The 21610-nt window shown below is 73.7% G+C and carries 17 protein-coding genes; 6 read left to right on the top strand and 11 right to left on the bottom strand.

Annotated features, from left to right (window positions below):
* The first annotated feature begins 60 nt into the window (after positions 1-60).
* The gene (locus R7226_RS17790; protein ID WP_318598583.1) at positions 61-693 is read left to right on the top strand and encodes an MOSC domain-containing protein; all 633 of its coding nucleotides are present in this window, start codon (positions 61-63) and stop codon (positions 691-693) included.
* Positions 694-705: 12 nt separating this feature from the next.
* On the opposite strand, the gene R7226_RS17785 is transcribed toward R7226_RS17790, so the two are convergent.
* From R7226_RS17785 to R7226_RS17760, 6 genes are all read right to left on the bottom strand, one after another.
* Positions 706-1839: an NAD(P)/FAD-dependent oxidoreductase gene (locus tag R7226_RS17785; RefSeq protein ID WP_318598582.1), complete on the bottom strand. Its 1134-nt coding sequence runs from the start codon at positions 1837-1839 to the stop codon at positions 706-708.
* Complete coding sequence (ilvA, locus tag R7226_RS17780) at positions 1836-3104, bottom strand: threonine ammonia-lyase IlvA (protein WP_318598581.1); 1269 nt, start codon at positions 3102-3104, stop codon at positions 1836-1838. The genes R7226_RS17785 and ilvA overlap by 4 nt, the downstream gene beginning before the upstream one ends.
* Positions 3105-3155: 51 nt before the next feature.
* Complete coding sequence (locus R7226_RS17775) at positions 3156-6626, bottom strand: serine hydrolase (protein ID WP_318598580.1); 3471 nt, start codon at positions 6624-6626, stop codon at positions 3156-3158.
* Between the two features lie 60 nt (positions 6627-6686).
* Positions 6687-7331, bottom strand: coding sequence for a response regulator transcription factor (locus R7226_RS17770; protein WP_318598579.1), 645 nt, complete (start codon positions 7329-7331; stop codon positions 6687-6689).
* On the bottom strand, positions 7319-8956 hold the full coding sequence (locus R7226_RS17765) for a sensor histidine kinase (RefSeq protein ID WP_318598578.1): 1638 nt from the start codon (positions 8954-8956) through the stop codon (positions 7319-7321). Before R7226_RS17765 ends, R7226_RS17770 begins: the two co-directional genes overlap by 13 nt.
* 182 nt (positions 8957-9138) lie before the next feature.
* A complete protein-coding gene (locus R7226_RS17760; RefSeq protein WP_318598577.1) occupies positions 9139-10287 on the bottom strand; it encodes a serine hydrolase domain-containing protein in 1149 nt (382 codons plus the stop codon).
* 211 nt (positions 10288-10498) lie between these two features.
* Between R7226_RS17760 and R7226_RS17755 the strand changes: the two genes are divergently transcribed.
* Together R7226_RS17755 and dacB are read left to right on the top strand one after the other, a co-directional pair.
* Positions 10499-13495, top strand: a complete 2997-nt coding sequence (locus R7226_RS17755; RefSeq protein WP_318598576.1) for a hypothetical protein — start codon at positions 10499-10501, stop codon at positions 13493-13495.
* A gap of 43 nt (positions 13496-13538) precedes the next feature.
* Positions 13539-15095, top strand: a complete 1557-nt coding sequence (gene dacB / locus R7226_RS17750; RefSeq protein ID WP_318598575.1) for a D-alanyl-D-alanine carboxypeptidase/D-alanyl-D-alanine endopeptidase — start codon at positions 13539-13541, stop codon at positions 15093-15095.
* 41 nt (positions 15096-15136) lie between these two features.
* On the opposite strand, the gene R7226_RS17745 is transcribed toward dacB, so the two are convergent.
* The gene (locus R7226_RS17745; protein WP_318598574.1) at positions 15137-15763 is read right to left on the bottom strand and encodes a LysE/ArgO family amino acid transporter; all 627 of its coding nucleotides are present in this window, start codon (positions 15761-15763) and stop codon (positions 15137-15139) included.
* A 73-nt stretch (positions 15764-15836) separates the two neighbouring features.
* Here R7226_RS17745 and R7226_RS17740 point away from each other — a divergent pair, with 73 nt between their 5' ends.
* Positions 15837-16733: an ArgP/LysG family DNA-binding transcriptional regulator gene (locus R7226_RS17740; protein WP_318598573.1), complete on the top strand. Its 897-nt coding sequence runs from the start codon at positions 15837-15839 to the stop codon at positions 16731-16733.
* On the opposite strand, the gene R7226_RS17735 is transcribed toward R7226_RS17740, so the two are convergent.
* Entirely contained in the window at positions 16721-17239 is a 519-nt protein-coding gene (locus R7226_RS17735; RefSeq protein ID WP_318598572.1) for a GNAT family N-acetyltransferase, read from the bottom strand. The two genes, R7226_RS17740 and R7226_RS17735, sit on opposite strands and share 13 nt — an antisense overlap.
* 55 nt (positions 17240-17294) lie before the next feature.
* Here R7226_RS17735 and R7226_RS17730 point away from each other — a divergent pair, with 55 nt between their 5' ends.
* Positions 17295-19097: an ABC-F family ATP-binding cassette domain-containing protein gene (locus tag R7226_RS17730; protein WP_318598571.1), complete on the top strand. Its 1803-nt coding sequence runs from the start codon at positions 17295-17297 to the stop codon at positions 19095-19097.
* Positions 19098-19147: 50 nt separating this feature from the next.
* Here R7226_RS17730 and R7226_RS17725 read toward each other — a convergent pair whose 3' ends face one another.
* Positions 19148-19717, bottom strand: a complete 570-nt coding sequence (locus tag R7226_RS17725) for a 2-hydroxychromene-2-carboxylate isomerase (RefSeq protein WP_318598570.1) — start codon at positions 19715-19717, stop codon at positions 19148-19150.
* 70 nt (positions 19718-19787) lie between these two features.
* Between R7226_RS17725 and R7226_RS17720 the strand changes: the two genes are divergently transcribed.
* A complete protein-coding gene (locus R7226_RS17720; RefSeq protein ID WP_318598569.1) occupies positions 19788-21029 on the top strand; it encodes a ParB/RepB/Spo0J family partition protein in 1242 nt (413 codons plus the stop codon).
* 18 nt (positions 21030-21047) lie between these two features.
* Here the strand turns inward: R7226_RS17720 and R7226_RS17715 are convergent, their stop codons facing one another.
* Together R7226_RS17715 and R7226_RS17710 are read right to left on the bottom strand one after the other, a co-directional pair.
* Entirely contained in the window at positions 21048-21335 is a 288-nt protein-coding gene (locus tag R7226_RS17715) for a type II toxin-antitoxin system RelE family toxin (protein ID WP_318598568.1), read from the bottom strand.
* On the bottom strand, positions 21335-21583 hold the full coding sequence (locus R7226_RS17710; RefSeq protein WP_318598567.1) for a hypothetical protein: 249 nt from the start codon (positions 21581-21583) through the stop codon (positions 21335-21337). Before R7226_RS17710 ends, R7226_RS17715 begins: the two co-directional genes overlap by 1 nt.
* Positions 21584-21610: the final 27 nt, after the last annotated feature.

The raw sequence follows: 21610 nt of genomic DNA, 5'->3' as shown, positions 1-21610 counted from the left end.
TCGCCCGCGCGCCCCGGCCCGGCGCGCGGGCGCGCGAGCCGCGGCGGCTACGCTCATCAGATGGGTGAGCTGCTCTCCGTCAACGTCGGTCAGCCGGCGCCGATCGGCACGCGCAAGGGCCAGCCGGTCGGCAGCGCGATCCGCAAGCGGCCGGTCGACGGCCGCGTGCGCGTCGAGGGCGTCAACGTCGCCGGCGACCGCCAGGCCGACTGGCGCGTCCACGGCGGTCCCGACAAGGCCGTCTACGCCTATGCGCGCGAGGACGGCGACTGGTGGGCGCGGGAGCTGGAGCGCGAGATCCCCGCCGGCGAGCTGTTCGGCGAGAACCTGACGACGCGCGGGATCGACTGCACGAACGCCGTGATCGGCGAGCGCTGGCGGATCGGCACGACGCTGCTGGAGGTCTGCCAGCCGCGCATCCCCTGCTTCAAGCTCGGCCTGCGCTTCGACGACCCGAAGATGCTGAAGCGGTTCGCGCAGGCGTCGCGGCCGGGCGCCTACCTGCGGATCGTCGAGGAGGGCGAGATCGGCGCCGGCGACGCGATCGCGGTCGAGCAGCGGCCCGACCACGACGTCACGATCCGGCTCGTCGCCGATGCGCTGCTGCTCGACGAGACGCTGCTGAAGCGGACGCTCAACGCGCCGGCGCTGCCGGAGTCGCTGCGCGGCTGGATCGAGCAGCGCGCGGAGTAGCGCCGGCGCCGCTCAGCGCCCGGGCGGGTGCGGACCGCGCGGGCCGGGCGCGTGGAACGGGACGACCGCCGCGCTCCCCTCCAACAGGCCGGCGACGTGCTCCCCGAGCGCCGGCGCGTGCTTGAAGGCGTGGCCCGAGCCGCCGCCGAGCACCCAGTGGCGCTCCAGCTCGCGTGACGGCCCGGCGACGAAGTGGCCGTCGGGCGTCATCTCGTACGGCAGCACGCGCGCCCACAGCAGGCCGCTGTCGCGCAGCGCCGGGAAGCGGTGGCCGACGTAGGCGCTCAGCTCCGCGATCGACCGCGCGCGCGGGATCCGCTCGTCGTGGTCGAGGTCGAACGCCGGGCCCGGCACGTGCGTGACCGCCTTGACGCCGAGGCCGTCGACGTCGGGGAAGCCGTACGTCCCCATCCCGCCCTCCTCGCCGGCGTCGATCCAGGCCGGCCCGCCGCGCCACGCCGGCGCGCCGTTCCAGTGCAGCACGTCCTGCCACGCCGGCCGCACCGGCGCGTCGCCGGGCAGCAGCGCGCCGAGCCAGGCGCCGCACGCCCACACGACGTGATCGGCTTCCAAGACGCCGCCGGAGGCGAGCCGCGCGCGGCCGGGGCCGTCGGGGCGGGCATCGTCGAGCAGCAGCCGCGCGCCGTGGCGGCGCGCCCGCCGCAGCAGCGTCTCGACCGCCGCCCCGGCGCGGATCACGTACGCCTCCGGCTCGTGCAGGACGAAGGCGAGGTCGCCGGTCTCGACGTCCTCGAACAGCTCGCGCGCGGCGTCGGGCGCGAGCCGCTCGCAGGCGGCGCCGACCTGCTCCAGCCGCCGCTGCACCGTCGCCTCGATCCCGTCGTGCGAACGCGCGAACCAGGCGAGCCCCGTCCGCTGCAGGAGGTCCGCCGACTCCTCCTCCGCCAGCTCCTGCCACAGCGCGATCCCGCGCGCGGCCGAGCGGACGTACCAGAGGTCGGTCGCCTCGTCCCACTCGCCGTGGCCGAGCCGCAGCAGCCGCGTGCGGTCGCCGGAGCTGCCGCGCGCGTTCGCGGGCGCGTAGCGCTCGAGCACCGTCACCGCCCAGCCGCGCCGCGCGAGCGCGTCGGCGGTCGCGACGCCGAGCGCGCCCGCTCCGACGACGATCGCCGACGGCCCGCTCACAGCAGGAAGGTGAAGATCGGCGAGCCGGGCGGGACCTGCTCGATCTGCAGCGGGCTCTGCTCCATCCGCTGCAGCAGCGCGGGCAGGTCGAGCGCGCGCTCCAGCTCGATGCCGACGAGCGCCGGCCCGGTCTCGCGGTTGTTCTTCTTGACGTACTCGAAGACGACGATGTCCTCGCCCTGCGCCAGCACCTCGTCGAGGAAGTGACGCAGCGCGCCCGGCTCCTGCGGGAAGGTGACGAGGAAGTAGTGGCGCAGTCCCTCGTGCACCATCGAGCGTTCGAGCACGTCGCCGTAGCGCGAGACGTCGTTGTTGCCGCCGGAGACGACGCAGGCGACCGGACCCTGCGGCGGACGGCGCAGGAAGCTCTTCGCCGCGGCGCTCGCGAGCGCCCCGGCCGGCTCGGCGATCACGCCCTCCGACTGGTACAGCTCCAGCATCTCGGTGCAGACCGCGCCCTCCGGCACCGCCACGACCTCGTCGACGAGGTCGCGCACGAGCGGGTAGGTCTGCTCGCCGACGCGGCCGACGGCGGCGCCGTCGACGAACGTGTCGACGCGCGCGAGCGAGACCGGGCCGCCGGCCGCCAGCGCCGCGCCCATGCTGGCCGCGCCGGCCGGCTCGGCGCCGACGACGTGGATCGCCGGGTGGTGGCGCTTGAGCCACAGCGCGATCCCGGCGATCAGCCCGCCGCCGCCGACCGGCACGACGACGGTGTCGATCGCGGCGCCCTGCTCGCCGGCCTGCTCGGCCAGCTCCAGCGCGACGGTGCCCTGTCCGGCGATCGTGCGCGCGTCGTCGAACGGGTGGACGTAGATCGCGCCGGTCTGCGCGCTGTCGGCGTGCGCGGCGGCGCTCGCCTCGTCGTAGGAGCTGCCGGCGATCACCAGCTCGATCCACTCACCGCCGATGTCGGCGATCCGCTCGCGCTTCTGCCGCGGCGTGTTGGTCGGCAGGAAGACGCGCCCCCTGATGCGCAGCTCGCGACAGGCGAACGCGAGCCCCTGGCCGTGGTTGCCGGCGCTGGCGCAGACGACGCCGCGGGCGCGTTCCGCCTCGCTCAGCGACGAGATCAGGTTGAAGGCGCCGCGCGCCTTGTAGGAGCGGCAGACCTGGATGTCCTCGCGCTTGAGCAGCACCGGCACCCCGAGCCGCGCGGAGAGCCGCTCGCTCGGCTCCAGCGGCGTGCGCTTGAGGACCGGCGCCAGCAGCGCGGCGGCCGCCTCGATCGACGTGGCGGTGAGGTCGTCGGCGGCAGCGGTCATCGACAGGAATCTACTCGGGAAGGCCCGGCGGAGCTGTTCCTGCGACGTACCTCAGCGCACGACGCGCGGCGGCGCGAGGCCGGGTGCTCCGCCGCGCCCGCCGATCGTCTCACCGCCCGCGGTGCAGCTGACCTGCTTGCCGCGGTGGTCGCTCGTGAGGCGGAAGGTCGGGCGCGAGCCCTCCTGCTTCTGGTAGCCATCGATCGTGAAGCCGTAGTCGAGCTTGCGGGTCGGCTTCACGAGCCAGCGCACGTCGCATCGCACCGTGTGGCCGACCGCGGCGGTGCCGGTGATGCGCGCGCGGCCGATCACGGCCGGCGCCCACGCCGGTCTGGTCGCGAGCGCGAAGTCGCGCCCCTCGACGGCGTTCGCGTAGATCTCCGGGTCGCCGTCCTCGCCGCAGCTCGGGCCCCAGCTGACGACGCCGACGATCCGCGCCGACTCTGCCGGCCCGGCGAGCAGCGGGCCGCCGCTGTCGCCGACGCAGGCCGACGTCTTCACCCTCTTGCCTCTGGGCCCCGCGACCGGGCGGCCGCGCGTGCACAGCGACCAGCGCCGCTCCAGCGCCGTCGGCAGCTGGTCGGGGCACGAGCCGGGCGCGACGAGGTCGACGAGCGCGGAGCGGAAGACGCCCGCGCCGCTCCCGTCCGATCTGGTGGCGCCGCGGCCGATCGTGGTCGCCGCCGTCCCGGCGCGGGTGAGGCCGTCGGCGGCGGTGGCGATCGTCGCGACGGGAACGTCGAGGACCGGGCGGTTCAGCTCCAGGATCATCAGGTCGCCCGCGGGCGGCGGGAACTCGCGCTCCATCTTCGCCAGCTCGCGCACGTGCAGCGGCAGGATCGCCCGCCGGCGGATCGTGCGCCGCTCGTTCTTCGGGCCGACGAGCACCTCGTCGCTCTCCTCCAGCGCGGTCGTGCAGTGCGCGGCGGTCAGCACGCGATCGGGCGCGATCAGCGCCCCGCCGCAGCCCGTGCCAACGACTGAGAAGGCGGGGAACTGCGCCCGCGACGCCGGCGTGCCGCCGACGACGGCCGCCGCCGCCTCGAGGTCGTCGTCGTCGCCGGTCGGCGAAGCCGACAGCCGGTAGACGTTGCGCGGGCTGATCACCCGCGTGATCGCCTCGCCGAGCGCCTCGCTCGGGGCGACGCCTCTGCGCGCGATGTCGGCGTTGATCAGCGCGACGATCGTCGTCTTCGTCCGCGGGCGGTACAGCGAGAGCGTCTGGTAGCCGGGCAGCGAGCCGTTGTGACCGAGCCAGCCGTTGACGTTGAACATGCCGAGGCCGTAGACGATCGGCGCGTCACCGGCGACGGACGCGAGCCGCAGCCGCTGGGTTCTCGGCGACAGCAGCCCGCGGCCGCTGACGAGCCGCGGCGCCCAGATGCGCAGATCGCGCAGCGTCGAGACCATCTGCCCGGCCGACCAGGTCCAGGTCGGGTCCCAGCTCGTGGCGTTCGCGACGCGCCCGTCGGGCGTCGTGTCCGCGTAGCCCTGCGCGTGGGGCGACGGGAACCCGGTGCCGGCGGGGAAGCTCGTCTGCCGCATCCCCAGCGGCGCCGTGATGTGTCTGCGGATGTACGCGCCGATCCGCTCGCCGGAGACCTGCTCGACGACGAGGCCGAGCAGGATCGTGTTCGTGTTCGAGTAGTTGAAGCCCGTTCCAGGTGCGAACAGGAGCGGCTCGCCGATCGCGTACGACAGCAGCCTCCGCGGGGCCCACGGCAGGTACGGCTCGTCGGTCAGCAGTCTGTCAAACGACGGGACGACGCTGTAGTTGACGAGGCCGCTGCGCATCGCCGCAAGCTGGCGCAGCGTGATCGTGTCACCGCTGATGACGCCGGGCACGTACTTGGAGATCGGATCGTCCAGCGCGACCTTGCCCTGGTCGACGAGCTGCAGGAGCGCCGTCACCGTGAAGGTCTTCGTCACGCTGCCGATGCGCATGTAGAGGTCGCTGCGCATCGGGCGGCGCGTGGCCGCGTTGCGGACGCCGAAGCTCCGCACGTAGGGCGCTCTGCCCTGCTGCCAGACGCCGACGATCGCGCCGGGAGCGGCCGTCGTGCCGAGCGCCCGGCGGATCGATCTGGTCAGCGCCGCGTCGCGCTTCGACGCGGCGGTGGCGGCGGCCTGCGCGCCGCCCTCGTAGCCGGCCAGTGCCTTGACGATCCCGTCCTGGAGCGCGTACGCCGGCGACTCGATTCTGTCCGGCGGGACGAATTCCATCCGCATCCCGTTCATCATCACCGCGAAGGCGAACTGCTTCCCGCTCTCGCTCGTGCAGTAGCCGGTGATGTTGAGCGTCGAGTTCGCCTGCTTCGCGTCGACGCGCGTGCCGTCCTTGAGCTGGCAGCGACCCTCCGCGACGGTTCCGGCGAAGCGGCGCAGCGTGCCGTCGCGTCCGGCGAGCGAGAGCGACCGCGTGAAGGCTCTGCCCTCGGGCCGCTCGCGCATCTTGGTCAGCAGCCCCACGAGCTGCTGCGGCGACGTGCGATCGTCGAGCGTCTCGCCGGAGCCCGAGCGGATGCTCGGCGCGAGCCCGAACGTGTCCGCGATGGTGCGCGAGACGACGCGGGCGCCCCCGGCGCGCGAGCCGTTGCCGGCGACGCGAGCGCCGAGCAGCCGCAGCGTCGCGTCCGCCGCGTAGTTGTCCGACGGCTTGTTGATCAGTGCGGCGAGCCGTGCGACGGTGGGCGATCTGGTCGTCGCCAGCGTGCGGGCGCGCGACGGCGTGCGCGCGGCGCCGGCGGACCCGTCGACGCGGATCCCGGCGTCGCGCAGCGCGCGCGTGAGCCCGCTGGCGGCAAAGGTCGCGGGGCGGCGCTGCGGGGCGGCGCTCGTCGCGTCGCGCAGGCCGCGGTTGAAGCCGATCGGCGTGCGCGGTCCGTTCGGGATCGGTCGCTCGAAGACACCGGCGACGCCGTACGGGCAGCCGCGGCCGAACAGCGGATCGGCGCAGAGGACGAGCGGGAACTCCGTCCCGCCGTTGTCGCGGTACAGCGATGCGTCGCCGAGCACGCGGCCCGTGACGCGCCGCAGCCCCGAGCGGCGCAGCTGCGCCGCCAGCCGCTCGACGCTCGCGTCCGATCCGTACGCCTTGCGCGCGAAGGCCGCGGTGCCGAAGGTGAAGTCGCCGGAGCCGCGCAGGTAGAGGTCCCCGCTCCAGGTGGCGCCGCTGCGCCGCCCGACGCCGAGCACGTGCGTCGTCAGCCTGGTGTCCTCGCCCAGCTCGATCAGCGCGGTCGAGGTCGTGTACAGCTTGGTCACGGAGGCCGAGAGGCGCGGTCTGTCGCTGCGGTCGTCGAAGACGACGCGGCCGTCGGAGAGATCGACGACGTAGGCGCCGGCAGCCGACGGGCCCTTCGCCATCAGCGCGGTGAGCGTCGAGCGCAGCTGCTCCTCCGGGTTCGGCGCCGCGGCGGCGGTCGCGGGTGCGGCGAGCACGGTCGCGCCGACAGCGGCCGCTGCCGCGGCGAGCAGGCGGGCGCCACGCGGCCCGGCCGCTCCTCTGGTCACGTGGTTCATGGCCCCCACACTGCGCGTCGCGCCCGAGGCGGACAAGGGACCTGGGTCCCTGTTCGCGTGTCAGCGCGAGAGGTAGCGGACGACGGCGAGCACGCGCCGGTGATCCTCGCTGCTCTGGTCGATGCCGAGCGCGTTGTAGACGAGCGAGACGTGCCGGACGACCGACTTCTCGGTGACGTGGAGCCGCGCGGCGATCGCCGCGTTGCTGCGCCCCTCCGCCATCAGCGCGAGCACCTCGCGTTGGCGGCCTGTGAGACCGGCCAGCGGATCGCCCGGGCGCGGGCGGTCCATCATCGCGGCCACGACGACGGGGTCGAGCACCGTCCCGCCGTCGAGGACGCGGTGCAGGTCGGCGATGAAGGTCTCCAGGTCGGCGATCCGCTCCTTCAGCAGGTAGCCGACGCCGCGGTCGTCGTGTCTCAGCAGCTCGACGGCGTAGCGGCGCTGGACGTGCTGGGAGAGCACCATCACCGGCAGCCCCGGCCGCTCGCCGCGCAGCTCCAGGACCGCGCGGAGCCCGTCGTCGGTGAGATCGGGCGGCATGCGGATGTCCGCGATGACGAGGTCGGGTCTGAGCCCGATCACACGCCGCACGAGATCTCGCGCATCCTCGGCGAGCGCTTCGATCGTGAACCCCGCGCCCTCCAGCACGAGCCGCAGTCCCTCGCGCATCAGGACCTGGTCCTCGCCGATCACGACGCGCATGGGATCACCGCCCGCACGCGCGTCCCGCGGCCCGGCACGCTGTCGACGTACAGCTCGCCGCCGAGCGCCTCGACGCGGTCGGCCATCCCGCGGATCCCGCTGCCTGCGCGGGCGCGGGCGCCGCCGGCGCCGTCGTCGGCGACCGCGAGCACGAGCTGGCCGCCCGTCCGCTCCAGCGACACCGTCAGCGCCGCGGGGCCGGCGTGCTTGAGCGCGTTGGAGATCGCCTCGGAGAGGACGAAGTAGGCCGCGCTCTCGACGTCGAGCCGCAGGCGCTGCTCGAGCCCGGCGACGTGCAGCTCGATCGGCATCGGGAGGCGGTCGCGCAGGTCCTCGACCGCTGCCGCGAGCCCGCGCTCGGTGAGCTGCGCCGGCATCACGCCGTTGACCAGCTCGCGCAGCTCCTCGATCGCCGACTGGATGCCGGCCCGCAGCGTCGCCTGGTCGCCCCTGCCCGCTGCCTGCACCGCGAGCAGGACCAGCCGCGCCTGCAGGCCGTCGTGGAGGTCGCGGGCGATCCGGCGCCGCTCGCCGTCGGCGGTGGCGGCGATGCGCGCGCGTGAGGCGCGCAGCTCGACGGTCAGCCGCTGCCGGTCGAGCGCGATCGCGACGATCCGGCCGGCCTCGCGGATCTCCTCGGGCCGGTCGACCAGCATCGCGTCGTAGGTGATCGCGCCGACCGCGCGCCCACCCAGCTCGACGTCGACCGTCCCGCGACCGTTCGCGTGCGCCGGGAGGGCGACGGGGAAGCCGAGGTCGTCGACGAGCGCCTCCTCGCCGTGGACCCGGAAGAGGACCTGGACGGACGGGTCGCCGAGCGTCGTCGCCAGCGCCGCGCGCAGCTCAGGCCGCCCGGCCTCGTCGGAGCCGAGCCAGACGCCGAGCTCCGCGAGGTCGCTGGTGCGGTCGAAGCCGCCGCGCGAGGAAGCGATCAGGAAGACGATCGGCACGAGGCCGAGGCTGACCAGCTGCAGGATCGTGCGCTGCACCGGGTCGCCCTCGAAGACGCTGTGCTCCAGCGCGCTGCTGACCGGGACGACGAGCAGCGCGAAGATGCCGTAGACGGAGAGCGGGACGAGCACGCGGCGCTGCTCCGGGCGGGCCCGTCGCATCCGCCCGATCAGCAGCGCGGCGGTCGCGAGGATGACGATCGCGCCTGCGATGCGCTGCACCTGCAGACCGGCGTCGGCGAGGTCCGGGCGGTCCGCGAGCGAGAGCGGGTTGCCCGCGGCGAACAGGTACAGCGGTGCTTGCAGCGGCAGGGAGACGAAGTAGGCCGCGAGGACCACGACGCGCTCGGTCGTGGTGTGCAGCCGGCCGGTCGGGAAGCTCAGCAGCAGCTGCACGATCACCGCGAGGACGACCGTCCCGACGATCATGCCGACGGCCACCGGCACGGGCGCGTCGACGGCGGTGACCTCCGCCAGCAGCGCGAAGCCGCCGGCGACCACGAGCAGCAGCCCCAGGCGGCTGCTCGGCCGGCGCGCCCATGCCACCAGGCCGGTCGTGACGTACACCAGCCCGAGCACCGGGAAGAACGACGAGATGAAGGCGTACTGGCCGCCCTGGTGCAGGATCAGCGCGAACTCCGTGCCCGCGACGCAGACCGCGCCCAACCCGATCAACCACAGCGCGTAGGGCAGCGACCCGCTACGTGAGGTGGCGGGCGACGGGGACGACGCAGTCGGAGCCCAGGGGACGCGGATGCGACAATCCTGCCAGAACTGTCACCGCGGCAGACGAGCGTCCATGCGACGGTTCCCGGTGCGCTGACACGCCGCTCGCGCGGCGTGCCGGACCGGCCCGCTCAGCGGCCGAGCAGCGCGCAGACCGCGTCGGCCTGCACCGAGCGCAGCTGCCGCAGCAGCGCGCCCTTCGGCGGCGGGATGTTCAGCGTGGTCGTGACCGAGGCCGAACCGTCGGCGGTCGCGGCAGCCCACTGCGCGTAGCCCGGGAAGCTGCCGGTGTGGCCGTAGACGACGCCGCAGCGGGTCGTGTAGCGGAAGAGCGCGAGGCCGGCGGCGTTGGTGCCGGGGCCGGGCGGATCCGAGGAGCCGCGCACGAAGCTCAGCTGCTGCTCCTGCTCGGCGGCGCCGAAGAACCTGCGGCCGAGGTCGGCGCGGATGAAGGCGGAGAGGTCGCGCGGCGTCGAGACGATCGCGCCTGAGGCCCAGGCGCCGCTCGGGCTGATCGCGGAGGTCACGTCCTGCGGGGCCTCCCCGGGCGACACGACGTAGCCGTGGATGAACGGCGCCGGCAGCGACAGCCGTCTGGTCGGGAAGCTCGTCCGCGTCAGGCCGGCGGGACCGAAGACGATCTGCTGCAGCAGCGTCGGATACGGCGTCGAGGCGACCGCCTCGGCGATCAGGCCGATCAGGATGTTGTCGGTGTTCGAGTACTCGTAGCGCGAGCCCGGCGCGAAGGCGAGCGGCTCTCTGCGCACGAAGCCGACGATCTGCTGCGGCGAGACGTACGCCCGCAGGTCTCTCGTCGCGGACTCGGCGAAGCCGTCCGACTTCGTGTAGTCCGGGATGCCGCTCGTGTGGTTGAGCAGCTGGCGGATCGTCACCGCCGACCACGCCGCCGGCGCGCTCGGGAGCCGCTGGCCGAGCGTGTCGTCGAGGCTGAGGCGGCCCTCCTGCACGAGGTGCAGCGCGACAGCGCCGCTGAACGCCTTCGCGATGCTGGCGATCCGCATGTGCTGGTTCGCCGTCGGCGCGCCCCGTCGTCTGACGTCGGCGCGGCCGGCGCGCAGCACGGTCAGGCGCCCGTCGCGGTAGAGCGTCGCAACCGCGCCGGGAGCACCGCCTCTGGCCGCCACGAGCCGTCTGAGGCCGCGCTGGACGTCGGCGTCCGTCGTCCGCGCCTGCCCGACCGCGGGGACGAGCAGCGGCAACGCCACCGCGGCGGCGCACGCGATGCGCCTGGGCGCGGTCGAACGGATGAAGCGGGCCATGCGGACTCCTCGGGAACTGGGCGGGCAGCGCGGCGATCCGCGTCCGCAGACGGTCGCGCATCGGGCGGGTACCGGAAAAGGGACCTAGGTCCCTTGTTGCGGTTTCAGCGCTCTTGGAGGCTGACCGTTCGCGCTCCGCCACGTGAGCGGCTCCGAGTTCCCGAGGTCACCGATGCGCCGAGGTTCGTCTCTTCTTCCGACGCTGGTCGCGTTGACCGCCGCGTCGTCGCTCGGAGCGACCGCCCCGGCAGTCGCGGCCGAAGGGCCGGCCGCCGCTGCCGCCGCCGCGAGAGCCCGGCGCGCGGCCGCACCGGTGGTCTCACCGCGGCCGGGCGGGGTCGTGCGGGCCCACCGCGTCCGCATCCGCGTCCGCGCGGGCGACGCTCCGGGTGCGCTGCGGGTCCGCCTCAACGGCGTCGCGGTCGGTGCTGACTTCGGCGCGAGCCGGGGCGGCGTGCGCACGCTCGTGACGTCGGTCAGCCACGGGCTGCGCCGCGGCCGCAACGTGCTGCACGTGACGGTCGTGCGCTCCGGCCAGCCGCCGCAGCGGGCGACGGTCCGCTTCACGGTCCGCACGAGACAGGTGCTCACAGGCGCCGGTCGCAACCGGCGTGTCGCGGTCGGGGCGACGGCATCGATGGTCGGCCGCACGCACGGGCTGCCGCGCGCGAGCCGCCCCTCCGCCCGCTGGCGCGTCGTCGCCGGCCCTGGCGTGCGGCGGACGCGCGCGGCGCAGCCCCGCAGGGGCGCGCGCAGCGCGCAGCGCAACCTCGCGAACGGGCTGCCGCTCACGGCGCTGACGCCGCCGCTGCTGGCCTCGCCCGCCGGCCTCGCGGCGAGCTTCCGGCCCGTCGTCCCGGGCAGATACACGCTGCGGCTGACGAGCGGGAGCGGGGCCGCGAGATCGTCCGACGAGGTGACGCTGACCGCCGTCCCGCGCTCGCCGCTGGTGCCGGTCGACACGATGGCGGCCTTGACGGGCGCGGGGCGCGGCATCCGCGTCGGGGAGACGACCTACCGGCTGCGCGACGCGCAGGGCGCGCCGCAGAGCACCGCCGTTCCGGCGCTGCAGGTGGTTGTGCTCGACCGCGACACGCTGAGCCCGATCTCGAACAAGGCCTATGACAGCAGCCAGCGGGCGATCCCCGAGCTGAAGGCGCTGCACGACGACGAGCAGCTCGTGATCGTCTCGCTGCAGGCGGGCGACGCGTCGACGAGCGGCGACTTCGATGGCATCGACCAGGGGCTCGCGGGTATCGGCTTCCCGGCGGGCAAGCTGCCGGTCCGCCCAGGGTCGTTCTCGGGCGTCGGGGTGCCGAAGATGGAGCCCGGCGAGGCCGACGTCAGCGTCGTGCCGTTCTCGATGGACACCGGCCGGATCGCGACGTACGGGCGGATGCAGGGCTACCTCAGCCCTGACCAGTACCTCAATTACGGCTTCGTCCCGAGCGAGCGCGTCCCCTTCAGATACGTCGCGCCGGACTCGCCCTGCGGCCCTGGCGCCTCCTGCGCCGGGTCGGTCGGCTTCCGCGTGCGCGTGCAGGACTGGAAGACGCTCGATCCCGCCCGCGGCGGCGACGGGATCGTCTACCAGACCGGCCGGCCCGGCCTGAGCGCCGCGCAGCAGAGCGCCGAGGCCCAGAGCATGGTCAGAAACCTCGCGGCGGTCGAGGACGGCAACGTCGTGACCATCCAGGCCGTCAGCACGCGCGACGGCGCCGGCTACCTGCCGCCGATCGGGGAGATCGACAGAGCGACGATGACGGCGCTCGCGGACACGATCGCGCGCTTCGGCGGCACCCGCAACGCCCTCAACCGGATCGCCCGCACGACCGGCCCGGCCGCCAGCGGGGGCTCGACCTACACGCTCGTCGGCTGGAAGGACGCCGGCGAGGGCAAGGCCGCGGAGGTCGCGGCGAACGTCGACGGCGCCGGCCCCGCGCCCGCGCTCAGCGGCATCTTGCGGCCCGACCGCGAGTCGCGCTTCCGGCCGGCCGAGGTCTCCGCGACGAGCAGACCCTCCGCCGACCCGACCGCGCTCGCCTCGCTCGTGATGCAGGAGCCGGCGGGGGAGTGGCCATTGTCGGACCCCAGACACGCCGCCGCGATCGCCTACATCGGCGGCACGCTGCCGCGGCTCGGCTCCGACCCGCGCACCGCCTACTGGACGCAGAGCTTCACGGAGTCCGACACCAACGCGCTGATCCGCGACGTCACGAACACCGCGTACAGAGCGAACGACCGCTTCAGCGCGAGAGAGTTCGTCGAGGCGCGCGACCAGCTCGTGCTGGAGCTCGGCCTGGTCGGCAACGTCCGCTCCTACCTCTCGAAGCTGCAGCAGCCGTTCTCCGAAGGCCAGCTGAGCCAGTGGGTGACGGCGCAGACGGTCGCCGACCGAGTGCTCGAGGACGCCGAGAACCCCGACGACGAGGTGACGCTGTCGTGGCTCGAGCTGACCGCGCAGGTGCTCGAGCTGCTCGGACCGGCGACCGAGGAGGTCACCGGCGTCCTCGGCGGCCTGCTCGACATCGGCATGTGGGCGTACGGCTCGACGAAGAGCGGCGGCCCCAGCGAGGGCGAGATGCGGGTGCACGCGAACGCGCTCGGCAAGGCGCTGGTCGACAGAGCCGAGCAGGCGAAGGTGACGATCGACCGGATGGGCGACGTGATCGTCGGCGACTACGCGAAGCTCGCGATCGTCGGCAGATACGGAAGCTGCCTCGACTGCCCGGCGAGATACTCCTACCTGGCGCTCAGCGGGAGAGACATGTCGCGCAACAGAGCGCAGATCGACCGCGGCGTCCAGCGCCTCGCCTACCAGAAGCTGCTGCCGCTCGGCTTCCCCGTGATGGCACTGACGCGCGTCGGCAGACTCAACGACTGGCCCCGCAGCACGGCGCCGGACGTCCGGAACTACGCCTGCAACGGGTACCGGCCGTGGATGGACTACGAGGAGAGCGCTTCCACCTCCCTGCTGCAGGAGCTCGATCCGGCAGGCAGAGTGAACGCGTATGACACGTTCGTGATGTCGCGTCCGCCCGGCATCTCGACCGGGCACGGCACGCCGCCGTCGAACGAGCTGCTCGAGCTGATCTTCGGCGCCGAGAGACTCGCCATGGATCCGGGCGCCTTCATGGCGGCGGCCAGACACCGCACCTGGTTCGGCACCGAGGACAGAGAGCGGAGCGCGTGCTACTGGCTGAGATAGCGCGGCCGACGCCGTGACGACGATGAAGACGACGAGGAGCAGCATGAGACGACTGACCGGAGCAGGCGCGGCGATCGCGCTGGCGTGCATCGCCGCACCCGCGGCCGACGCCGCGCCGATCGGGCCGGTGCCGGGCCTGCCGGCTGAGGCACTGCCCGTGATGAACCAGCCCGCCTACGGCCACTCGAGCTGGAACATCGCGGTCCGCGACGCCGCCACCGGCGCGTCGGTGATCTCGCTGAACTCCGACCTGATGGTGCAGCCCGCGTCGGTGGTCAAGACGTACAGCGCGGGCGCGGCATGGCTGCAGTTCGGGCCGGAGAGCCGCGTGACGACGCCGGTCAAGCGCAGCGGGAGGCTGACCCGTGGGACGCTGCGCGGCAACTTGATCCTGGTCGGCAAGGGCGACATGACGATGGACGGCCGCACCAATGCGGACGGCACCGTCGACTTCGCCAACCTCGATCACAACGACGCCAACGAGATCCCCGGCGCGACGCTCACCTCCGGCAACCCGCTGCGGGGACTGGACCGGCTCGCGCGGCAGGTGCGCAGATCCGGGATCCGACGGGTCTCAGGCAACGTGATCGTCGACGACCGGCTGTGGGAGACCTCCCACCTCGAGAACGGTCCCGTCACCCCGATCGCGATCAACGAGAACCTGATCGACTTCGTCACGAAGCCGGGACGGGTCGGGCAGATCGCGACGCAGACGATGATGCGGCCGAAGGTCGCGCCGTGGAGGGTGATCAGCGAGGTCAGAACGGTCGCCGCGGACGGGAGAACGAGAATCGCCGTCAGCTCGCCGCGCCACGGCCTCGTCGTGCTGTCGGGGACGATCACGGCGAACAGCGGGCCGGTCGTCAACACCTATGCGTTCGAGGACCCCGCGCGGTTCGCTCGCACGGCGTTCGTCGAGGCGCTCGGACGGGCCGGCGTGAAGGTCGGCGCCGACCCGGTCGCCGCCAACCCGGAGCGGCTGCTGCCGAGCAGAGCGGCGACCGAGCGGCTGCGCACGGTCGCGCGGCTGCGGTCGCTGCCGCTGCGCGAAGAGGCGACCTACGTGCTGAAGGTCAGCTACAACCGCGGCGGGCAGCTGCTGATCTGCCGCCTCGCGGTCGCTGCCGGCAGCAGCGACTGCGACGACGGCCTCGCGAAGGCGCAGCAGATCTGGGCCGCGGCGGGGCTGGACACCGACGGCGCGGTGCTGAAGGACGGCTCGGGCCTGACCGGCAACCTGGTCACGGTGGAGAACCAGGCGCAGCTGCAGGCGATCATGAACAAACGCCCCGACGCCGCCGCGTGGCAGGCGACGCTGCCGATCCTCGGCGTCGACGGCTCGCTCGCGAGAGTGCAGGCGAACACGCCGGCGGCGGGCAGAGTCTTCGCCAAGACCGGCACGCTCGGCGACTGGGACGGCTTCAACCGCCGCTTCGTGCTGCCGACCAAGGCGCTCGGCGGGGTCATGGACACGAGAGGGGGCCGGCGCTTCACCTTCGCGATCGTCGTCACCAACTCGATCTTCCCCGACCTGCAGGGCCTCTTCGCGGCCAACGACGACGTCGGCAAGGTCGCGGCGCTGATCCAGCAGGGCTACTGAGCGCGGCTGGCGGTCGGTCCCCCGCCGCCACGGCGGGGGACCTAGACCGCCCCGAGCGCGAGGCTGAGCCCGAGCGCGAGCATGATCGCCGCAATGCCGGCGTCGAGCAGGCGCCAGGCGGCCGGCCGCGCGAACAGCGGCCGCAGCGCCGAGGAGCCGTAGCCGAGCGTCGCGAACCACAGCACGCTGCCGCAGGCCATCCCGCCGGCGAAACACCAGCGCGCGTCGCCGTGGGCGTCGGCGGCGGTGCCGGCCAGCACGACCGTGTCGAGGTAGACGTGCGGGTTGAGCCAGGTCAGCGCCAGCGTCGTCGCGAGCACGGCAAGCGGGCCGCGCGCGGCGCCGGCCGCGTTGTCGGCGGCGCCCGCGCCGCCGCGCCAGGCGCGGCGTGCCGCCAGCGCCGCGTAGGCGAGCAGGAAGGCTGCGCCGCCGATCCGCGCCGCGGTGCCGAGCACCGGGACGGCGGCCAGCAGCGCGCCGGCACCGCCGACCCCGAGCGCGATCAGCGCGACGTCGGAGATGGCGCAGGTGACGACGACGACCGTGCGGTGCTGGCGCAGCAGGCCCTGTCGCAGCACGAAGGCGTTCTGCGCGCCGATCGCGACGATCAGCGAGAGGCCGAAGGTGAGCCCGGCGATGGTCGCCAGCAGTGCCGCGGAGGAGGACATCGAGCGGTGATGCTCGCGCATCGCTTCGCTGAAGCCCAACAACATTTTCTTCGGTATCTGTAGCGTTGCTTCAGTGGAGTTCGACTCGCAGCAGCTGCGCGCGCTCGCCGCGATCGCGGCCGCCGGCTCGCTTGACGGCGCCGCGGAGGCGCTGCGGCTGACGCCGTCGGCGGTCAGCCAGCGGCTGCGCGCGCTCGAGCGGGCAGCCGGCCAGGTGCTCGTCGTCCGCAGCCGACCGATCGCGCTGACCGCCGCCGGCGAGGTGCTGCTGCGGCTGGCGACGCAGGTCGCGCTGCTGGAGCGGGAGGCCGGTCGCGAGCTGGCCGGCGAGCAGGCCGAGGAGGGGCGCGCGCTGCTCGCCGTCGCCGTCAACGCCGACTCGCTCGCGACCTGGTTCCTGCCGGCGGTCGCACCGCTGGCCGACACGATCGAGCTGCACGTCCGCCGCGAGGACGAGACGCAGACCTCCGAGCTGCTGCGACGCGGCGCCGTGCTCGCCGCCGTCACGACGGAGACGGCGCCGGCCGCGGGCTGCGTCGCCAGCGCGCTCGGCGCGATGCGCTACGTGCCGGTCGCCGCACCGGCCTTCGCCGCGCGCTGGTTCGGCGACGGCGACGGTGACCCCGCCACCGGTTTCCGCCGCGCGCCGGTCGTCTGCTTCGACGCCGCCGACGAGCTGCAGGAGCGCTTCCTGCGCGCGCGGACGGGCGCCGGGATCACCGCCCCGCGCCACCTCGTCCCGACCACCGCGGACTACCTGCGCGCGATCGAGCTGGGCTTCGGCTGGGGGCTGGTGCCGGAGCTGCAGCTCGGCGAGCGGATCACGCGTGGCGCGCTCGTCGTGCTGGACGACGAACGGCTCGACGTGCCGCTGCAGTGGCAGCGCTGGTCGCTGGCGACGGCGTCGCTGACGCGGCTGACGGAGGCGGTGCTGGCGGCGGCGCGAGCGACGCTGCGTCAGCCGGGCTGAGGCGCGACCAGCTCCCCCGCGAGCAGGTCCATCAGCAGGCCGTCGTGCCACGTGCCGTCGAGGCCGCGCTCGTAGCGGCGCATCACGCCGACCGCCCTGAAGCCGACCCGCGTGTAGACGGCGATCGCGGCGGCGTTGTCAGCGGCCGGATCGATCGTGATGCGATGGTGACCGCGCGCGTCGAACAGGTGCCGCGCGAGCGTCACGAGCGCGTCGGTGCCGATCCCGCGGCCGTGGTGGTCGGGGTGGATCGCGATGTCGATCCCCGCGTGGCGGTACATCGGATCGTCCTCTTCCCAGCTCTGAATCAGGCCCAGCGGCGCGCCGCCGTCGCGCGGCTCGATCGCGTAGCGCGTCTCGCCGGGCTCGCGCTCGACCAGCTCGCCCGGGTCGGACTCGCCCCACCAGCGCACCACGCCGGGATGCGAGAGCAGCTCGGCCAGCCAGCCGCGATCGTCCTCGGTCACCTCGCGCAGCCGCACCCGCCGTCCCTCGATCGTCTCCATCCGCGGGAGTCTGCCCGCACCGCCGGCCGGCGCCCGTCAACATGCAGGGCCGCTGATGGCCCCCGCCCCTCGCAACCTCGTCAACCTCAAGTCCGTCGAGAAGGGCTACGCCAGCCGCACGGTGCTCGACGGCGTCACGCTCGGCATCAACGCCGGCGACCGGATCGGGATCGTCGGCGTCAACGGCGGCGGCAAGTCGACGCTGCTGAAGCTGATCGCCGGCGCCGAGCAGCCCGACCGCGGCGCGGTGACGCGCATCACCGGGCTCGACCTCGCCGTGATCGGCCAGGGCGACGAGCTGGACGGCGCCAAGACGATCCGCGACGAGCTGGTCGGCGGCCGCGCCGACCACGAGTGGGCCGGCGACGCGCGCTTCCGCGAGGTGCTCGACGGGCTGCTCGGCGGCGTCGCGATGGCACGCTTCCCGCAGGGGCTCGACACGCCGATCGCGCCGCTCTCCGGCGGCGAGCGGCGGCGGATCGCGCTCGCGCAGCTGCTGCTCGACAACCCCGACCTGCTGCTGCTCGACGAGCCGACCAACCACCTCGACGTCGAGGGGGTCGACTGGCTCGCGCGCCACCTCGCCGCGCGCAGAGGGTCGATGGTCGTGATCACCCACGATCGCTGGTTCCTCGACGCGGTCGTGACGCAGACGTGGGAGGTCGCCGACGGCGACGTCCACCAGTACGAGGGCGGCTACGCCGCGTACGTGCTCGCGCGCGCAGAGCGCGACCGCCAGGCCGCCACGCGCGAGGAGAAGCGCCAGCAGCTGATCCGCAAGGAGCTGGCATGGCTGCGGCGCGGGCCGCCGGCGCGCACCGCCAAGCCGAAGTTCCGCATCGAGGCGGCCAACGCGCTGATAGCGGACGAGCCCGACGCGCGCGACGGCGTCGAGCTGCTGAGATTCGCCAGCGCCCGCCTCGGCGGCAAGGTGCTCGACGCCGAGGAGGTGTCGGTCGCCTACGGCGAGAAGGTGCTGCTGCGGCGCGCGACCTGGCGCCTCGGGCCCGGCGATCGCGTCGCGCTGGTCGGCGTCAACGGCTCGGGCAAGACGACGCTCGTGAAGCTGCTCGCGGGGGAGTTGGAACCGTCGAGCGGCGTCGTCGAGCGCGGCGCGACGGTGAGACTGGCGCACCTGTCGCAGGAGACCGTCGAGCTGGACGGCGGCCTGCGCGTGCTGGAGTCGCTGGAGCAGGTGCGCGGCCGGATCAGACTGGGCGACGGCGTCGAGCTGACGGCCGGCCAGCTGTGCGACCGCTTCGGCTTCCGCGGCGTCAAGTCGCGCACCTTCGTCAGAGACCTGTCCGGTGGCGAGCGGCGGCGGCTGCAGCTGATGCGGCTGCTGATGGGCGAGCCGAACGTGCTGCTGCTCGACGAGCCGACCAACGATCTCGACATCGACACGCTGACGGCGCTGGAGGACCTGCTCGACGGCTGGCCCGGCACGCTCGTCGTCGTCTCCCACGATCGCTACTTCGTCGAGCGCGTGACCGACAACGTCTACGCGCTCGCGCCCGACGGCTCGATCCGCCACCTGCCGCGCGGGATCGACCAGTACGTGGACGAGCGGCGCGGGGCGAGAGCACCCACCGCCGCGCCCGCACCCGTTGCCGCGCCCGCCGCCAAGCCCTCGCTCGGCGGCGGCGAGGCGCGCGCGATGCGCAAGGAGGTCCAGCGGCTGGAGCGGGCGCTGGAGAGAATGGACGCGCGCGAGGCCGACCTGCACGAGCGGATGGCCGGCGCCGCGACCGACCACGGCGCCCTCCGCGAACTGGGCGACGAGCAGACCGCGCTGGCCGAGGAGCGCGATCGCCTGGAAGCCGCCTGGCTGGAAGCCTCAGAAGCGCTCGAAAGCTGAGGAGCGCAACTCTGCTGCGGTAGAGCAGCAGTAGACCTGCACTGCTCGCGTCAGAGCGCCGCCGCCGCGGCCTCTTCCAGTCTGTCGTCGCCCCAGAACAGCCGCCCGCCGACGTCGACCGTCGGGACGCCGGTGACGCCGCGCGCGATCGCGGCGTCGGTGACGGCGCGCAGGCGGGCCTTCACCTCCGGCCGCGCGACGCCGGCCTCGACGGCCGCGCGCGAGAGCCCGGCCGCCTCGGCGGCCTCCAGCACGACGGCGAGGTCGCTCAGGTCGCGGCCGTGGCCGAGCCCCGCGTCGAACGCCGCGAGCGAGAACTCGCGCAGCCGCCCGCGCTCCTCCGCGATCAGCGCGGCGCGCAGCACGACGATCGAATAGGTCGCTCTCGGCCAGCCCGGAGGCCAGCGCAACGGCAGGCCGAGCGCGGCGGCGCGCCGCTCGCAATCCTCCATCCGCGCCGTGCGATCCGCGCTCTCCTCCCACGACCACGGCACCTTGCCGATCTCCACGACGAGCGGTCCGAAGGCGATCGGCTGCCAGCGCGCCGCCGGCAGCAGCGTGCCGATCCGGTGGGCGGCGAGATACGCGTACGGCGAGCTGAAGTCGTAGTAGAAGCGCATACCTCGCAGTTTGCGGACCTTTCGCCGAGGTGGACGCCGTTACGCGCTCGGCATGGCACCCTGTGCGGCGATGGCAGACGTCGATTCGCTCCAGAACTCCGAGGAGGCCGTGGCGCAGCAGCGTCAGGAGGCCGCCGAAGCCTCCCGCCAGGCCGCCCTCCAGCAGCTGCGCAAGACGCCGCTCGCCGATACGGCCAGCAAGGCGCAGCGGCGCGTGAGCGCCACGCTCGACCAGGTGCAGACCTCGACCAACATGCGCGAGGGCCCGCTGCCCGAGGTCGAGGAGCTGGCGATCTCGCTGCTGGAGACCGGCCTGCTGCACCCGCCGCTCGTGCGCGAGACCGGCAACCCCGACATCCCCTACGAGCTGGTCGCCGGCGCGCGCCGCCTGGCCGCGATGCGGCTGGTCGACGAGGCCGAGGGGACGCCGCGCACGTGGGATCTCGACGTGCGCGTCGGGATGACGCGGCGCGAGGCGCTGACGCTCCAGTTCGCCGAGAACTTCCACCAGAGAAAGCCCGAGCCGATCATGTTCGCGCGCGCCGTGCGCCAGATCATGATCGAGGACCCGGAGCTGACCGCCGCCGAGGTCTCGCGCATCACCGGCGCGCCGGCCGACTGGACGCGCAGCGCGCTGAAGCTGCTCGATCTGCCGGCGATCGCCGAGCGCGTCGAGGCCGGCGACCTCGCCTTCACCGCCGCCGACATGGTCCGCCGCGCGATCTCGACCGGTCGCGTCGACGAGGAGGAGGCGGTCGAGCTGGCCGCGAAGGCGGCCGACGGCGAGATCACGACCGGCGAGCTGAGAAGAGCGGTCGGCTACGTGCCGCCGAAGCCGGAGAACTACGACCAGCTCGCCTCGGAGCTGGACAGACAGCGCTGGGAGGCCAGACGCGCGGCCGACGCCGGCGAGGGCAGAGGCGACGCCGACCAGCGCGACTGGGAGAGCGGCGGCCACGAGCAGGCGCCGGGCTTCTCCGCCAACGCCGGCGGCCTCGACGGTGCCGCCCGCCCCGTCGACCCCGCGGCCGGCGGCGCGCGCCCCGACGCCACCGCCGGCGAGAGCGCCGAGGAGGCCGAGCGGCGCGCCAGCGAGCTGGACGCCTACCTGCTCGGCCGCGTGCTGAACGGGATCGCCGACGACTACCGCGAGCTGCTCGGGATCGTCGACGACGAGGAGTCGTTCCAGTACGCCTTCGCGCTGCGCCCGTACGAGCGCGTCGCGGCGCTGCGGATGCTCGCCAGAAAGCTGCTGGAGGCCGACCGCAACCCGCCGCGCGAGCTGGCGCACCTGGCCGGCGCGGGGGCCTGAACGAGCTTCCGTCGCGGGCTATCGCACCGTCGGCGAGCTGCCGCGCCGTGCGTCCTGGATCGTCAGCACCGTGACAGCGTCACGGACCTCGTCGTACTCGTAGACGATCACCAGCCAGGGCCAAGGTCCGAGCAGATAACGGGTACCAGCCCAGACTCCGTCGAGCTGTCGCCCCATTCGCGGAAATCGCCCCACGCTGCGCAGTCGTGCGCGTATCCGTCGAGGTGTATCGCCCGGCAGCTCGTGACTGACGATCAGCTCGTCCAGATCGTCGACGGCCGCCCGCGTCAGGCGGACCGTCGCCACTACAGATCGTCGAGGTCGATGACCTCGCCTCGGTCCGCTTGCTCGCGACCGAGTTGGAGGCGCCCGGCGGCCCCAGGGATGCGATCGAGCACAGCCGTCATGTCAGCCGACGTCTGCTCGAGTTCGTCGAGCGTCTCGGACAACAGCGTGAGCGCGAGCGCGTCCTTGTCGGCGTGCGCGCGCTCCGCGAGCGCGGCGAGCCGAGCGGCCGCGTCGTCGTCCAGCGTCAGCTCGATCCGTTGCGCCATACGGGCCAGAGTATCGCCCGTCGAACG

This window comes from Conexibacter stalactiti, from assembly GCF_033542075.1.
Taxonomy (GTDB): domain Bacteria; phylum Actinomycetota; class Thermoleophilia; order Solirubrobacterales; family Solirubrobacteraceae; genus Conexibacter; species Conexibacter stalactiti.
Note: the sequence above shows the minus strand (reverse complement) of the source record. Positions and strands in the feature narration are given on the sequence as shown.

Bases quoted from the DNA above. Each gene is read 5' to 3' on its own strand.
- R7226_RS17790 (WP_318598583.1), top strand. From the start codon at position 61: ATGGGTGAGCTGCTCTCCGTCAACGTCGGTCAGCCGGCGCCGATCGGC.
- ilvA (WP_318598581.1), bottom strand. From the start codon at position 3,104: ATGACCGCTGCCGCCGACGACCTCACCGCCACGTCGATCGAGGCGGCC.
- R7226_RS17745 (WP_318598574.1), bottom strand. From the start codon at position 15,763: ATGTCCTCCTCCGCGGCACTGCTGGCGACCATCGCCGGGCTCACCTTC.
- R7226_RS17730 (WP_318598571.1), top strand. From the start codon at position 17,295: ATGGCCCCCGCCCCTCGCAACCTCGTCAACCTCAAGTCCGTCGAGAAG.
- R7226_RS17710 (WP_318598567.1), bottom strand. From the start codon at position 21,583: ATGGCGCAACGGATCGAGCTGACGCTGGACGACGACGCGGCCGCTCGG.
- R7226_RS17725 (WP_318598570.1), bottom strand. From the start codon at position 19,717: ATGCGCTTCTACTACGACTTCAGCTCGCCGTACGCGTATCTCGCCGCC.
- R7226_RS17735 (WP_318598572.1), bottom strand. From the start codon at position 17,239: ATGGAGACGATCGAGGGACGGCGGGTGCGGCTGCGCGAGGTGACCGAG.
- R7226_RS17775 (WP_318598580.1), bottom strand. From the start codon at position 6,626: ATGAACCACGTGACCAGAGGAGCGGCCGGGCCGCGTGGCGCCCGCCTG.
- R7226_RS17760 (WP_318598577.1), bottom strand. From the start codon at position 10,287: ATGGCCCGCTTCATCCGTTCGACCGCGCCCAGGCGCATCGCGTGCGCC.
- dacB (WP_318598575.1), top strand. From the start codon at position 13,539: ATGAGACGACTGACCGGAGCAGGCGCGGCGATCGCGCTGGCGTGCATC.
- R7226_RS17720 (WP_318598569.1), top strand. From the start codon at position 19,788: ATGGCAGACGTCGATTCGCTCCAGAACTCCGAGGAGGCCGTGGCGCAG.
- R7226_RS17770 (WP_318598579.1), bottom strand. From the start codon at position 7,331: ATGCGCGTCGTGATCGGCGAGGACCAGGTCCTGATGCGCGAGGGACTG.